Source organism: Delftia sp. ASV31 (assembly GCF_016428765.1).
GTDB lineage: Bacteria > Pseudomonadota > Gammaproteobacteria > Burkholderiales > Burkholderiaceae_C > Comamonas > Comamonas acidovorans.
The window spans coordinates 1-13129 of the sequence record NZ_JAELTK010000123.1 but is presented as its reverse complement, the minus strand read 5'-3'; the positions used below and the strand labels follow the sequence as shown (position 1 = coordinate 13129).

Sequence of the window (13129 nt, the reverse complement as noted above, 5' to 3'; positions counted from 1 at the left end):
GGGCCTGGCCCAGCGCCTGCACCTGGGCCAGCTGGTCCAGGGCCGCCAGGCAGGCATGGGCCACCTCCACGCCCTTCTTCACGAAGTGGGCGCGGAAGAACTCCACATGGTCGCCGTGCTCGTGGAAGTCGCGCGGCGTGAGCACGGCGGAGAACACCGGCACCTCGGTGTCGAGCTGCACGCGCATCAGCCCGTCGATCACGGCCGAGGACACGAACTCATGACGGTAGATGCCGCCATTGACCACCAGAGCGCAGGCGATGATGGCGTCAAAGCGGCCAGTGTCGGCCAGCTTCTTGGCCAGCAGCGGGATCTCGAAGGCGCCGGGCACATTGAAGTGGCTGATGTTCTGCGCGGCCACGCCCTGGGCCTGCAGCTCGGCCGCCATGGAGTCGCGCGCCTGGTGCACGACATCGGTATGCCAGCTCGCGCAGATGACGGCCACGCGGCTGCGGCCCGCAACGGCCCTCCACGGCGTGCCCGAGGCCGTGCCGTGTGCGGAGAAATTCAAGGAAACAGGAGTCTGATTCATGGTGCTCTTTCAAGATGAGACAAATGAATCAGGGCGCGCGCCATGGCGCCGCATGGCGCGGCGCAGCCCATGGGACAACCATGGGCATGGCGCCTGCCATGCAGGTGCTGCGCGATCTCTTTCATCCGGACTGTGACCGTCGGCTCTGGCATCTCACCAGATCTGCTGACCCCGGCCGGCCTTGCGGCTTGCCGGGCGCTCGCGGGCTCCTGGACACATGCCGAACGACAGATCCAGATACCGCCGGTGGGGAATTTCGCCCCGCCCTGAGAACGCTGCTTTGCGGCGCACGGACTGCGCACCGCCAAAGACAGAGGCCATTCTAGCCGCGCCCGCAAGCCATTGCCGCGATCGGGGCGGCAGGCACCCTTGCGCACCACGCCTGCGCAATTCATCTGGCAACACCTACAGAATATGGGCGAATTGCTATCAAAATAGAAGCTCCGCTGTCGCCCTTGTTGCCTTGCAAGGACGACCCAGGTCAACCAATACGGCCTGTCAAACGTCATAGGAAGAGATCCAGACAGGAAACACGCCTTTGCCCGGACCCCATACCATGCCCCGTTCCAACGCCCCCACCACGCAGCCACACCAGCAGCGTGACCTGCGCCCCCTGCGCACGCTGCGCCTGCTGGCCGGCCTTGGCCTCGCCGCCCTGGTCACCGCCTGCGCCGTGCCGCCCGATGGCTACTCGAACATGGGCTCCGGCTACCCCAGCTATCCCAGCTACCCGACCTACCCCAGCTACCCCTCCGGCGGCGGCGTCATCTACCCCTCCTATCCCACGCAGCCCGCCTATCCCGACAACGGCTGGTACGAGCGCCAGCGCCTGCAGCGTGAGCGCGATCGCCTGCAGTACGAGCGCGAGCGCATTCAGCAGGAGCGCAACCGCGACGCGTGGCGCGACCGCCAGGAGCGCGAGCGTGAAATGCGCGAGCGCGACCGGGACCGTGACCGTCAGGCACAGGACCGCGACCGCCAGTTGCGCGAACGCATGCAGGAGCAGCAGCGCCGCGAAGCCGAGCGCCAGCAGCGGGACCGCGAGCGCGACCAGGGCCAGCAGCAACGCGATCGTGAACGCCAGCAACGCGACCGGGAGCAGCAGCAGCGTGACCGCGAGCAGCAGCAACGCGCCATCGAGCGCATGCAGCGCGAAAGCCAGGGCGGCGGCAACCCCTACCCCACGCAGGATCCGCGCCACTGGCGTTGAACGGCTGACCAGCGGCATGTCCAGCCCCCTGCGCTGCGCACCATAATCGGCAATGCACCACATCCCTGTGCCGTTTGTGATGGGAAAGGAAACCGCCATGCACCGCACCCAAGACCTTTGCCAGCGCCAGGCGCTGGCGGCGCTTGTACCGATGCTTGCAACGCTGGTGGTGGCGCTCACCGCAGGCGCGGCCTCGGCCCAGGTCATCCGCTGCACGGATGCCAAGACCGGCCGCGTCACCTACACCAACAGCAGTTGCAAGGACGGCGAAAACCGCGTGCAGGTGCAGGAAGCCCCCAGCCCCGAAGAACTGGAACGCGAGCGCGCGCAGTCCGCCGCCGCCATAGAGCGCAAGAACCAGCAACTGGCCCGCGAAGAGGCCGAGCGCCGCACGCGCGCCCAGCAGCAGGAGCGCGAGGCACGCAGCCGGCGCGAGCGCGAGAACTCTGCACAGCGCGACAGCGGCGACTCACCTGCCTGCCAGCAGGCGCGCCGCCGTCTGGACACCATCCTGGCCGAGTCCAATCCCGATCCCGCCACCTGGGGCCCGCGCAGCCAGGCCGCCCAGCAGCAAATGGAAATGGCCTGCCTGGGCCCCAAGGCCTATGAGCAGCTGCAGCAATCGCGCGCACTGCAGCCCAATGCCATCAACCGGCCGTGGATCGTCGGGCGCCCCGTGCCGCCGCAGCCGCTGCCGCCTTCGGCGCCCATCTCGCACTGCAACGTATTCCGCTGCTACGACACCAACGGCGGCATCCATCCGCGCTGATTCACGCGCGCAGGCCCTGCTCCACGGTGGGGTAGCGCAGGCGCAGGCCCAGCTCGGCCTTCAGGCGCTGGTTGCGCAGGCGGCGTGACTCCCCCATGAAGCTCAGCAGGCTGGCCGGCAGCTCGCGCTGTGCCTGCTCGCGTGTGATGCGCGCGGGGCGCGGCAGGCCGTAGAGATCGGCAGCAAAGTCGAAATAGTCCCCCATGCGCAGCTGCGTATCGTCGCTGGCGTGGTAGATGCGCTGCGGCCGGCCGCGCCACAGCGCCCGCACGCAGGCGCGGGCCAGGTCATCGGCATGGATGTGGTTGGTGTAGACATCCTCTGCGGCGCACAGCAGGGGCGTGCCGCGCAGCAGGCGCCCGCGCGGCGTGCCGTTTTCCCGGTCCGGCGCATAGATGCCCGGGATGCGCAAAATGCTGGCGCGCAGCCCGCCGCGCCCGGCAAAGCGCACGGCACGCTCGGCGTTCACGCGGCGCTGGGCACGCGCCGTGGCCGGTGCGGGCGGGCGGCTTTCGTCGATCCAGGCGCCCTCGCAGTTGCCGTAGACACCGGAGGTCGAGCCATAGACCAGGCTCGCCGGCCGGCCGCGACGGCGCAGCACGCGCAGCAGGGCCGTGGTGCGCGGGTCCAGCCACCAGCCCTCTTGGCCAGCGGGCGGATTGGGAGGCGGCGCCAGGTGGACGACGCGCGTGGCCAGGCCGGCCAGACGGCGCAGCGTGGCTGGTGCGTCCAGATCGCCCAGCAGCGGCGTGATGCCGCGCCCGCGCAGATCCTGCAGGCGCTCGACGCCACGCGTCAGGGCCAGCACGCGCGGGCCCCGTCGTGCGGCACCTGAGCGCGCGCCGGGCGCGCCCGCCAATGCACCAGCCACGCGCAGCCCCACGTCGCCGCAGCCGACGATGAGCACGCGTTCGCGTCGAAAGCGCGCCGGCAGCGCGCCCAATGGGTTTTGGTTTGAGGGCAAAATCCTGGCCTGTTGCGAGGGCGGCCACCCGCGCGCCGCCGGTCGCGGCAGCGGCATGTCCGTCCGGGAAAGAAGATCGCCGGCGCGCTCCACGCGCCCGCCAGCGCCCCCGAGGATACCGAGAACATGACCGAGATAGCCAACGCTTCCCACGAAATCACCGTACAGCCCAGCGGCCGCGCCTTCGCCACGCAGGGCAGCGAGACCATCCTGGCCGCCGCCATCCGCTCCGGCGTGGGCCTGCCCTATGGCTGCAAGGACGGTGCCTGCGGTTCCTGCAAGTGCAAGAAGCTCAGTGGCGATGTCACCCATGGCCCGCATGCCGACAAGGCGCTGACCGCCCAGGAAGAGGCCGACGGCTATGTGCTCACCTGCTGCGCCAGGCCGGCCACCTCGGTGGTGCTGGAGTCGCGCCAGGTCACCGATGCCAGCGCCTTCCCCATCAAGAAAATGCCCGTGCGCGTGGCCACGCTGGAGAAGAAGTCGCACGACGTGATGCAGGTGCGCCTGCAACTGCCCGCCGCAGACAAGTTCCGCTACCACGCAGGCCAGTACGTGGAGTTCATCCTGCGCGACGGCGCCCGCCGCGCCTACTCCATGGCCACGGCCCCCCACGTGCAGGACACGGCGCCCGGGCTGGAGCTGCACATCCGCCACATGCCCGGCGGCAAGTTCACCGACCATGTGTTCGGCGCCATGAAGGAAAAGGAAATCCTGCGCGTGGAAGGCCCGTTCGGCAGCTTCTTCCTGCGCGAGGACAGCGACAAGCCCGTCATCCTGCTGGCCTCGGGCACGGGCTTCGCGCCCATCAAGGCGCTGCTGGAGCACATCCGCCACAAGGACATCCACCGCTCCGTCACCCTGTATTGGGGCGGCCGCCGCCCCGAAGACCTCTACATGGACGCCTGGGTGCGCGAACAGGCCGAAGCCATGCCGCAACTGTGCTACGTGCCCGTGGTCTCGGATGCCCTGCCCGAAGACGCCTGGACCGGCCGCACGGGCTTCGTGCACCAGGCCGTGCTGGACGACTTTGCCGACCTCTCGGGCCACCAGGTCTATGCCTGCGGCGCGCCCATCGTGGTCGATTCCGCGCACCAGGCCTATGTGCACCAGCGTGGCCTGCCCGACGAAGAGTTCTACGCCGACGCATTCACCACGGAAGCCGACAAGGCAGCCTGAAGCCAGGGCAGATCAATCAATACGCAGAAAAACTGCTCTGCATACCTGCGCGCAGCCAGGTGTCGCAATTTTTTTGCACAATAGCGCCCCTATGAACCGTAGAAACAGCCTTCTCTCGGTCATGGCGGCCGCTGCTGCCCTGGCCTCCCCGCTTGCCCTGGCGCAAGAGCCCATCCGCCTGATCGTGCCCTATGCGCCCGGCGGTCCGCTGGACATCACCTCGCGCGCGCTGGCCGAGCGGGTGCGTGACTCCCTGGGAGTGGTGATCATCGACAACAAGGCCGGCGCCGGCGGCAACATCGGCGCCGACGCCATTGCCCGCGCCACGCCGGACGGCATGACCATCGGCCTGGCCGCCACGGCCACCCATGCCGTCAATCCCTGGCTGTACGCCAAGATGCCCTATGACGCGGGCAAGGACTTCGCCGGCATCACCCAGATGGTGCGCGTGCCCAATGTGCTGGTGATGAACGCGGCCCGTGCCGAGCAGCTCAAGATCCACAGCGTGGCCGACCTGATCGCCTACGCCAAGGCCAACCCCGGCAAGCTCAACTACGGCAGCGGCGGCAACGGCAGCGCGGGTCACCTGGCGGGCGAAATGCTCAAGCAAAAGGCCGGCATCTTCGCCCTTCACGTGCCCTACCGCGGCGCCAACCCGGCCCAGCTGGCCCTGCTGTCGGGCGAGGTGGACTTCAACATCGACAACCTGGCCGCCGCAGCGCCCAACATCCGCTCGGGCAAGCTCAAGGCGCTGGCCGTGACCACGCTGAACCCCACCACGCTGCTGCCCGGCGTGCCCGCACTGTCCAAGACCTTCCCCGGCTTTTCCATCGACACCTGGTGGGGCCTGGTGGCCCCGGCCGGCACGCCCAAGCCCGTGCTGGACAAGCTGAGTAAGGCCTTTGGCGATGCACTGGCCGCGCCCGAGACCAAGACCCGCTTCGAGACCCTGATGGCCGAGCCCGTGTCCTCCACGCCCGCCGAATTCGACAGGTTCATGGCCGCCGAGCGCGCCAAGTACCAGCCCATCGTCAAGGCCTCCGGCGCCAAGGTGGACTGACGCCCGGCCTCAGGGACGGGTGCCGCAGCCCAGCGCTGCGGCCATGCCGGGCTCCCGGCTGTCCACGCGCCACAACGCTGCAGCCTGGTCCCTCGCCAGGGGCTGCTGCACCAGAAACGGATAGTTGCGGCGCGCGTTCTGGTCTCCCACGACCCAGCTGACCCCGGCCGCGCACAGCCGGGCCGGCAACTGCTCAGGCTGCGGCAGCAGCCAGCGCCCCAGTTGCGGCGCAAAGCCTGCGGCATCCTTCATCTCCTTGCGCCAGTTGTCATGCAGGTCGATGGACGCCTCATCCCAGCGCCCCACCACGGGGACGGGCTCGCGCAGCCGCGCATAGAACGGCACGTCATACCAGTAGCCGTCCAGCATGTAGACAGGCTCGCCCATATGGCGCTGGGACTTCAGGGCAAGGCCCAGTTCGCGCGATGAATGCACATGGCTGACGGCCAGGCCCGCCACGGCCGCCAGCCCCAGGGCCGCGCTCAGGGCCATGCAGCCCAGCCAGGCACGCCGGCGCCCCGCCGGGCCGGAGGAGCCTGTAGCCGCCAGGCTGGCATCCGCCATCAGCCATGCCAGCGGCGGCACGGCCGGCAGGATGTAGCCAATGAGCTTGGACTGGGGCAGCGAGAAGAACACCAGCACACAGCCGGCGGCCAGGGCCATCAGCAGGCGCACCGATGCGAGGAGCCCGTCGCCACCGGCGCGCCAGTAGTCCCGCTGCAGCAGGGCGCGCGACCACAGCAGGCCGGGCAGGCCCATCACCACCAGCACGGCAACGTAGAACCACCAGGGCTGCACGTTGTTGAAGCCAGAGGATGCAAAGCGCTGCAGATGCTGCACCACGAAGAAATAGTGGAAAAAGCCATCAAAGCGCTGCTGCATGGCAAGAAACCAGGGCACGGCAATGGCAGCGAACAACGCAAAACCCGGCAGCGACAGCAGCGAAGGCAGCAGCCGCCACCGCCCGCGCATCAGCATCCAGCTGCCGATGACCAGCGCGGGCAGCACAAAGCCTATGAGGCCCTTGGCCAGCACGCCCAGGGCCGCCAGTGCATACGCCAGGACCAGCACATGCCGGGCAGGCAGGCCACGCTCCAGGCACAGCGCCACATGGGCCAGGGCCAGGACCGTCGCGACGATGATCCCGGCCACCAGCATGTCGAGATTGGCGAACTGGCCGCCGACGAAAAACAGGGGCTGTACCGCCAGCACCAGCAGCACCCGGCGCGCCAATGCCCGGCCCAGCCAACGCTGCGTGAACGCATACAGGGCCAGCGCGCCCAGCGTCGCACCCAGGATGGGCGCCGCACGCGCGGCCAGCTCACCCATGCCGAACAGCTTCAGCGAGGCGGCCGTGATCCAGTAGAAAAGCGGTGGCTTGTGGAAAAAGGGCAGGCCGTCCAGCGTGGGCGTGAGCCACTGTCCCGAATGGAGCATTTCCCAGGCGGCTGCCACATAGCGCCCCTCATCGGGCAGCATCAGCGGACGCGCCCATGCCGTGGCGGCCAGCCATGCCAGCACCAGCAGGGCCATGCAGGCGAGGTCGCCGGCCAGCCCGCTGGCGTCCCTGGTCCGGTGCGACAGATCCGGCACGGGCAGCGCCTCGGCCATGCCGGCTGGTGAGAAGAACCTCATTGCCACAGCCCGGCCCCGGCCCTTGCAGCCTCATACACACGCTGGCGCGCCAGCCTTCCGAATCCATGATGCATATCGTGCTCCCGGCCCGCCGATTGCGGGCCCGCGCACAATGTCGTGGCCGGCTCTTAAATCCGCCTTAACGGGAGCCGTTCGCCAAGGCCCCGCCATCCGGAAGGTGCCAGCCGGGCCCGGCGCTGCGCACGATGCCCTGCCCCGCCACGGCCTGCAGCTGCGCGGGCGTGATGCGCTCAGGCGCGATCTCGGCCAGCGGCACGAGCACGAAGGCGCGCTCGTGCATGCGCGGGTGCGGCACGCTCAGGCGCGGCAGCGCGATGCGCTCGTCGTCCCACAGTTCGATGTCCAGGTCCAGCGTGCGCGGCGCGTTGCGGTAGGGGCGCTCACGGCCGGCCGCCAGTTCGATGGCCTGCAGCGCATCGAGCAGCGCCAGCGGCTGCAGCGTGGTGTGCACGGCGGCCACGGCATTCAGGTAGTCGGGGCCGCTTGAGTCGACGGGCGCCGTGCTGTAGAGAGAGGACACGGCCACAAGGCGCGTGCCCGGCAGGCCGCCAATGGCCTGCAGCGCCTGGGCCAGCGCCTGGCCCCGGTCGCCCAGATTGGCGCCCAGGCCAATGGCGACCCAGTGCCCCGGCTCAGTCATCCCCGCCCACGGCGCCATCACCACCACCCTGTGGCTTGCGGCGACGGCGGCGGCGCTTCTTGGGCGCTGACCCTTCCTCACCCTCCACCTGGGGCAAGGCGGCGGCAGGTGCGTCGGCCTGCTGCGCTTCGCCAGCGCCGGCGTCCTCGCGCGCGGGGCGGGCCTTGGCCACGCGGTGCACCTTGGGCTCGGCGCTGCGCTGGCGGGCGCGCTGCTCGTCGCGGGCCTGGGCGATCAGGTCGTCGCGGCGCGCGTCGTCGGCGTTCTGGAACTCCTGCCACCAGCTGGCCAGGCTTTCATCGACCTCGCCGATGTCGGCGCGCAGGCGCATGAAGTCGAAGCCCGCGCGAAAGCGCGGCTGGGCCACCAGGCTGAACGGCGTGGCGCCGGTGCGCTTGTCAAAGCGCGGCTGCATGACCCAGATCTCGCGCATGTCGGCGGCCAGCTTGCCGCGGCCCGAGACATCGCCGATGCGCTGGTCGAACACTTCGTCGATGGATTCCTGCAGCGCGGGGAAGGGGTGCTGGCGCTGGTTCAGGCGGCGCTCCCAGCCGGTCTTGACGTCATGCCACAGCACGCAGGCCAGCAGGAAGCTGGGCGCCACGGGCTTGCCTTCCTCGACACGGCGGTCGGTGTCGGTCAGCGCGGCGCGCACAAAGGGCTGCTCCGCGCGCTCGACCACCACATCCAGCAGCGAGTAGATGCCGCGTGCCAGGCCCAGGCCACGCAACTGCTCCACCGAGGCCAGCGCGTGGCCGGTCTGCAGCAGCTTGAGCATTTCATCGAACAGGCGGCTTTGCGGCACATCGGCCAGCAGCGGCTCGCACTCCACCAGGGGCTTGGCGGTCTTGGGCTCGATCTTGAAGCCCTTGCCCGCCAGCTTGGCCGCGAAGCGCACGGCGCGGATGATGCGCACCGGGTCTTCGCGGTAGCGCGTGGCCGGGTCGCCGATCATGCGCAGCATGCGCTTCTTGGCGTCGTCGATGCCCTTGTGATAGTCCACCACGATCTGCGTGCGCGGGTCGTAGTACATGGCGTTGATGGTGAAGTCGCGGCGCGTGGCGTCCTGGTCCTGCGGGCCCCAGACGTTGTCGCGCAGCACGCGGCCGCTGGCGTCCACCGCATGGTGCATGCCGGCGAGCTGGGCCTTGCTGGTGCGCTCGTTGCCGCTCACGGCCTCGGCCGCGCTGTTGTCCAGGAAGGCGCGGAAGGTGGAGACTTCGATGACCTCGTTCTCGCGCCCGCGGCCATAGACCACGTGCACGATGCGAAAGCGCTTGCCGATGATGAAGGCGCGGCGGAACAGGCCCTTGACCTGCTCGGGCGTGGCATTGGTGGCCACGTCGAAGTCCTTGGGGCGCAGGCCCAGCAGCAGGTCGCGCACGGCGCCGCCGACGATGTAGGCCTCGTAGCCGGCGTCCTGCAGCGTCTCGACCACGTCGATGGCACGCCGATCCACCAGGTTGGGGTCGATGCCGTGCACCTGCACGGGCACTTCCTGGCGCTTGCCGAAGGGGGACTTGCGGGCGCGGGGGGCAGCCGAGGTCTTGCCCAGCAGCTTGTCGATGATGTTCTTGATCATGGTGCTTCGCCAAACAGGTCCAGAATGCGCCAGCCACGTTCCTGGGCCAGGGCGCGCAGCCGTGCGTCGGGGTTGGTGGCCACGGGATGGTCCACGCGCTCGAGCAGGGGCACGTCGTTCCAGGAGTCGCTGTAGAAGAAGCTCTCCACGCCGCCCCAGTCCAGGCCACGCGCATCCAGCCACTGCTGCATGCGCTGGACCTTGCCGTCGCGCATGCTGGGCGTTCCACGGATCTCGCCCGTGAACCAGCCCTGGGCGTCGCGCTCCAGTTCCACGGCAATCAGCTCCTGCACGCCCAGTGCGGCGGCAATGGGGCGCGTCACGAACTCGTTGGTGGCCGTGACGATGATGATCTGGTCGCCCGCCTGCTGGTGCGTGCGCAGCAGCTCCAGTGCCTGGGGACGGATCGCGGGGGTGATCACCTCGCGCATGAAGCGCTCATGCGCCTCGCCGGCCTGTTGCGCGCCACGGCCGCAGAAGGCCTCGGTGGCAAAGCGCACATAGTCGTGCACGTCGAGCGTGCCGGCCTGGTAGTGCGCGAAGAACTCGGCGTTGCGGCGGCCGAACTCGGCCGGATCGGTCCAGCCGATGCGCGTCGTGAACTCGCCCCACTCGTAGTCCGAATCGAGCGGCAGCAGCGTATGGTCCAGGTCGAACAACGCCAGCCGGGGCCGGAGTTGCTTCTGATCAGAGGTCATGCATATCCTAAAAAAATGGGTCCCGCGCTGCCCTTGCAACGCAGGCTCCGCCGGCTCCCGCAGTCCCTGCCCACACGAGAATGTGGGCTCATTCGGTTTCCAGCATCGTCTTGAGCAACGGGATGGTGATGGCGCGCTTGTTGCGAAGCGCAAAGCCGTCGAGCATGTCGAGCAGCTGCATCAGGCTGCCCAGGTCGCGTGAGAAGCGCTTGAGCATGTAGTCCATCACATCGTCGCCCAGAAAAACGCCACGGGCATCGGCCTCCTGGCGCAGCACCGCGCGGCGCGCGGTTTCATCGAGCAGTTGCAGCTGGAACACATGGCCCCAGCCCAGCCGCGTGCGCAGATCCTCGCGCAGCTTGAGGTCGGCCGGCGGCAGGGGGCCGGCTCCCAGCACCCAGCGCGGCGAGCCCGTGGCCGGGCTCGTCGCATTCACGAACCAGTTGAAGGCCCGCGCCTGCTGCAGCGGAGTGTAGATGTCCACGTCGTCCATCAGCACCGCCGCCCAGCGCTCGTCAAACGGCGGCGGGAACAGGGTGGATGCATCCATCCAGCCCACCATGGCGCCCTGCTCGCGCAGCGCCTCGCGCACGGCCTTGAGCAGGTGGGTCTTGCCCGAGCCCGACTCGCCCCAAAGATAGGTGGGCACCGGCGTGCGGGCAGTCTGCATGCGGCCGTCGCCCACCCAGTGGCGCAGATGATCGATCACTGCGGCATTGGGACCGACGAAAAAGCGCGACAGCGTCGGACTCGACGCCATGCTGATATCCAGAGCCAGCTGCTTCATCTGCGACATACGCGCAGCGCCCCCTTTCCTGTATCCAGGCGGGTCCATGCGGCAAAAGCAGGCAGAGGAATCGGCAACGGCATTGGGTTGAGAGCAAAGACAGGCCCGCCTCGGCGCAGCGCTGCGGCAAGGCGGACAACGCCCGGGAGCTCCCGGGCGGACGAGGGATTTTAGTCTGCGCGGCGCCCGGCACGGCGGCAGCCGGCCCGCATGTGCAACGAAAGCCCCCTCGAAGCCCACTGGCGCGCGCGCCTGCCGGCGGCCGGCGCCGTAGAATCCCGGGGTTCCAGCCCGGCATCGGGCCTACCGCACCGTACCCATCCATGAGCTCTTCTGCCCCCTCCTCTACCCCGATTTCCTACAAAGACGCCGGCGTCGACATCGTCGCTGGCGATGCGCTGGTCGAGCGCATCAAGCCGCTGGCCAAGAAGACCATGCGCGAAGGCGTGATGGCCGGCATCGGAGGCTTCGGCGCGCTGTTCGAGGTGCCCAAGCGCTACAAGGAACCCGTGCTGGTCTCGGGCACCGATGGCGTGGGCACCAAGCTCAAGCTGGCCTTCGAGTGGAACATGCACGACACCGTGGGCATCGACCTGGTGGCCATGAGCGTCAACGACGTGCTGGTCCAGGGCGCCGAGCCCCTGTTCTTCCTCGACTATTTCGCCTGCGGCAAGCTGGACGTGGACACGGCCGCTGCCGTGGTCGGCGGCATTGCACGCGGCTGCGAGCTGTCGGGCTGCGCACTGATCGGCGGCGAAACCGCTGAAATGCCCGGCATGTACCCGGCCGGTGAATACGACCTGGCGGGCTTTGCCGTGGGCGCAGTCGAAAAATCCAAGATCCTCACGGGCCAGAGCGTGGCCGCAGGCGACGTGGTGCTGGGGCTGGCCTCGGCCGGCGTGCACTCCAATGGCTTTTCCCTGGTGCGCAAGTGCATCGAGCGCGCCGAAGCCCAGGGCAGCCTGCCCGAATCGCTGGACGGCAAGCCGTTCAAGCAGGCCATCATGGAACCCACGCGCCTGTACGTGAAGAACGTGCTGGCCGCACTGGAGCAGCACCCCATCAAGGCGCTGGCCCACATCACCGGCGGCGGCCTGCTGGAGAACATCCCCCGCGTGCTGCCCGAAGGCCTGGCCGCCCACCTGGATGCCGGCAGCTGGCCCCAGACCGAGCTGTTCGCCTGGCTGCAGAAGACGGCGGGCATCGACGCCGTGGAAATGAACCGCACCTTCAACAACGGCATCGGCATGGTCGTTGTCGTGCCCGCCGAAGCTGCCCAAGCCACGGCCGCCACGCTCAAGCAGCTGGGCGAGACGGTCTACACCATCGGACGCATCGCCGCACGCGGCGAGGGCGAGCCTGTCGAGGTCCGCTGACCACGGGCCCGCAGCGCATGACCCAGCACCTGCCCTCGCCCATCATCTCCCCGCAGCCCGCGCCCACGCGCGGCGTGACGCTTTCCAGCTATGTGCTGATGGCAGGCGCCCTGCTGCTGATCATGTGGCAGGGGCTGTTGCCGGGCATGCTCTGTGTCTGCGTGGGCTTTCTGGTCACGCGCGCCCTTGCCGGGCTGCTGGCACGTGCCCAGCCCAAGGCCCGGCGCGGCTCGCTGCCGCGCTGGACCCAATTGGTGGCAGCCACCATCGTCATTCTTGCGCCGCTGGCCCTGCTGAGCGGCGCGCTCTCGCATACACGCACCTACATCACCGACGCGCCGCAGCAGTACCGCGAACTGCTCGACTATCTGGCCCACACGGTGCTGGAGCTGCGTGACAAGCTGCCCGCCGACATGGCCGACCAGTTGCCGGACGGCGCGCAGGAAATCCAGCACCTGCTGGCCAGCTACCTGGCGGCCAAGGCCGGCGCCCTGGCCCATGCGGGCCGCGCCTGGCTTACCGGCCTGCTCTACGCCTATGTGGGCCTGATCATCGGCGCGCTGGCCGCCGTGCGCCCCATCACCACGCGCCGCCCGCCCCTGGTGGCTGCGCTGCGCGAACGCATCCGGCTCATGGGGCTGGCCTTCCGCCAGATCGTGGCGGCGCAGTTCTGGAT

12 protein-coding genes, 1 pseudogene and 1 riboswitch are annotated in these 13129 nt (G+C 68.9%); of the genes and pseudogenes, 6 read left to right on the top strand and 7 right to left on the bottom strand.

The annotated features are described in order from the left end of the window. The coding region (locus tag JHD82_RS26980) for a 6,7-dimethyl-8-ribityllumazine synthase (protein WP_199139835.1) at positions 1–532 on the bottom strand (532 nt) is incomplete at its 3' end. A 109-nt stretch (positions 533–641) separates the two neighbouring features. Continuing rightward, positions 642–810: riboswitch (FMN riboswitch) on the bottom strand. Between the two features lie 278 nt (positions 811–1088). On the opposite strand from JHD82_RS26980, the gene JHD82_RS26975 reads away from it, so the two are divergent. Together JHD82_RS26975 and JHD82_RS26970 are read left to right on the top strand one after the other, a co-directional pair. Beyond that, positions 1089–1742, top strand: a complete 654-nt coding sequence (locus JHD82_RS26975; RefSeq protein WP_199139833.1) for a hypothetical protein — start codon at positions 1089–1091, stop codon at positions 1740–1742. A 97-nt stretch (positions 1743–1839) separates the two neighbouring features. Continuing rightward, positions 1840–2511, top strand: coding sequence for a DUF4124 domain-containing protein (locus tag JHD82_RS26970; protein WP_199139831.1), 672 nt, complete (start codon positions 1840–1842; stop codon positions 2509–2511). Position 2512: 1 nt separating this feature from the next. On the opposite strand, the gene JHD82_RS26965 is transcribed toward JHD82_RS26970, so the two are convergent. After that, on the bottom strand, positions 2513–3532 hold the full coding sequence (locus tag JHD82_RS26965) for an SDR family oxidoreductase (RefSeq protein WP_199139829.1): 1020 nt from the start codon (positions 3530–3532) through the stop codon (positions 2513–2515). Positions 3533–3601: 69 nt separating this feature from the next. Here JHD82_RS26965 and JHD82_RS26960 point away from each other — a divergent pair, with 69 nt between their 5' ends. Both JHD82_RS26960 and JHD82_RS26955 read left to right on the top strand, forming a co-directional pair. Further along, positions 3602–4654, top strand: a complete 1053-nt coding sequence (locus JHD82_RS26960) for a CDP-6-deoxy-delta-3,4-glucoseen reductase (protein WP_012204115.1) — start codon at positions 3602–3604, stop codon at positions 4652–4654. 91 nt (positions 4655–4745) lie between these two features. Continuing rightward, positions 4746–5714, top strand: a complete 969-nt coding sequence (locus JHD82_RS26955) for a tripartite tricarboxylate transporter substrate binding protein (protein ID WP_043781175.1) — start codon at positions 4746–4748, stop codon at positions 5712–5714. A 9-nt stretch (positions 5715–5723) separates the two neighbouring features. On the opposite strand, the gene JHD82_RS26950 is transcribed toward JHD82_RS26955, so the two are convergent. From JHD82_RS26950 to hda, 5 genes are all read right to left on the bottom strand, one after another. Then, complete coding sequence (locus tag JHD82_RS26950) at positions 5724–7349, bottom strand: glycosyltransferase family 39 protein (RefSeq protein WP_199139827.1); 1626 nt, start codon at positions 7347–7349, stop codon at positions 5724–5726. Between the two features lie 139 nt (positions 7350–7488). Then, entirely contained in the window at positions 7489–8028 is a 540-nt protein-coding gene (folK, locus tag JHD82_RS26945; protein WP_199139825.1) for a 2-amino-4-hydroxy-6-hydroxymethyldihydropteridine diphosphokinase, read from the bottom strand. Further along, the gene (gene pcnB, locus JHD82_RS26940) at positions 8003–9592 is read right to left on the bottom strand and encodes a polynucleotide adenylyltransferase PcnB (RefSeq protein WP_012204111.1); all 1590 of its coding nucleotides are present in this window, start codon (positions 9590–9592) and stop codon (positions 8003–8005) included. The genes folK and pcnB overlap by 26 nt, the downstream gene beginning before the upstream one ends. Next, positions 9589–10290 carry an HAD family phosphatase gene (locus tag JHD82_RS26935; protein WP_012204110.1) on the bottom strand — a complete coding sequence of 234 codons (702 nt, stop codon included), beginning with the start codon at positions 10288–10290 and terminating at the stop codon, positions 9589–9591. The genes pcnB and JHD82_RS26935 overlap by 4 nt, the downstream gene beginning before the upstream one ends. Before the next feature lie 88 nt (positions 10291–10378). Further along, positions 10379–11077 carry a DnaA regulatory inactivator Hda gene (hda, locus tag JHD82_RS26930; RefSeq protein WP_026062235.1) on the bottom strand — a complete coding sequence of 233 codons (699 nt, stop codon included), beginning with the start codon at positions 11075–11077 and terminating at the stop codon, positions 10379–10381. 323 nt (positions 11078–11400) lie between these two features. Between hda and purM the strand changes: the two genes are divergently transcribed. Both purM and JHD82_RS26920 read left to right on the top strand, forming a co-directional pair. Then, complete coding sequence (gene purM, locus JHD82_RS26925; RefSeq protein WP_013803658.1) at positions 11401–12453, top strand: phosphoribosylformylglycinamidine cyclo-ligase; 1053 nt, start codon at positions 11401–11403, stop codon at positions 12451–12453. Positions 12454–12470: 17 nt separating this feature from the next. Then, positions 12471–13129 (top strand): annotated as a pseudogene (locus JHD82_RS26920) (permease); the annotation flags it as partial.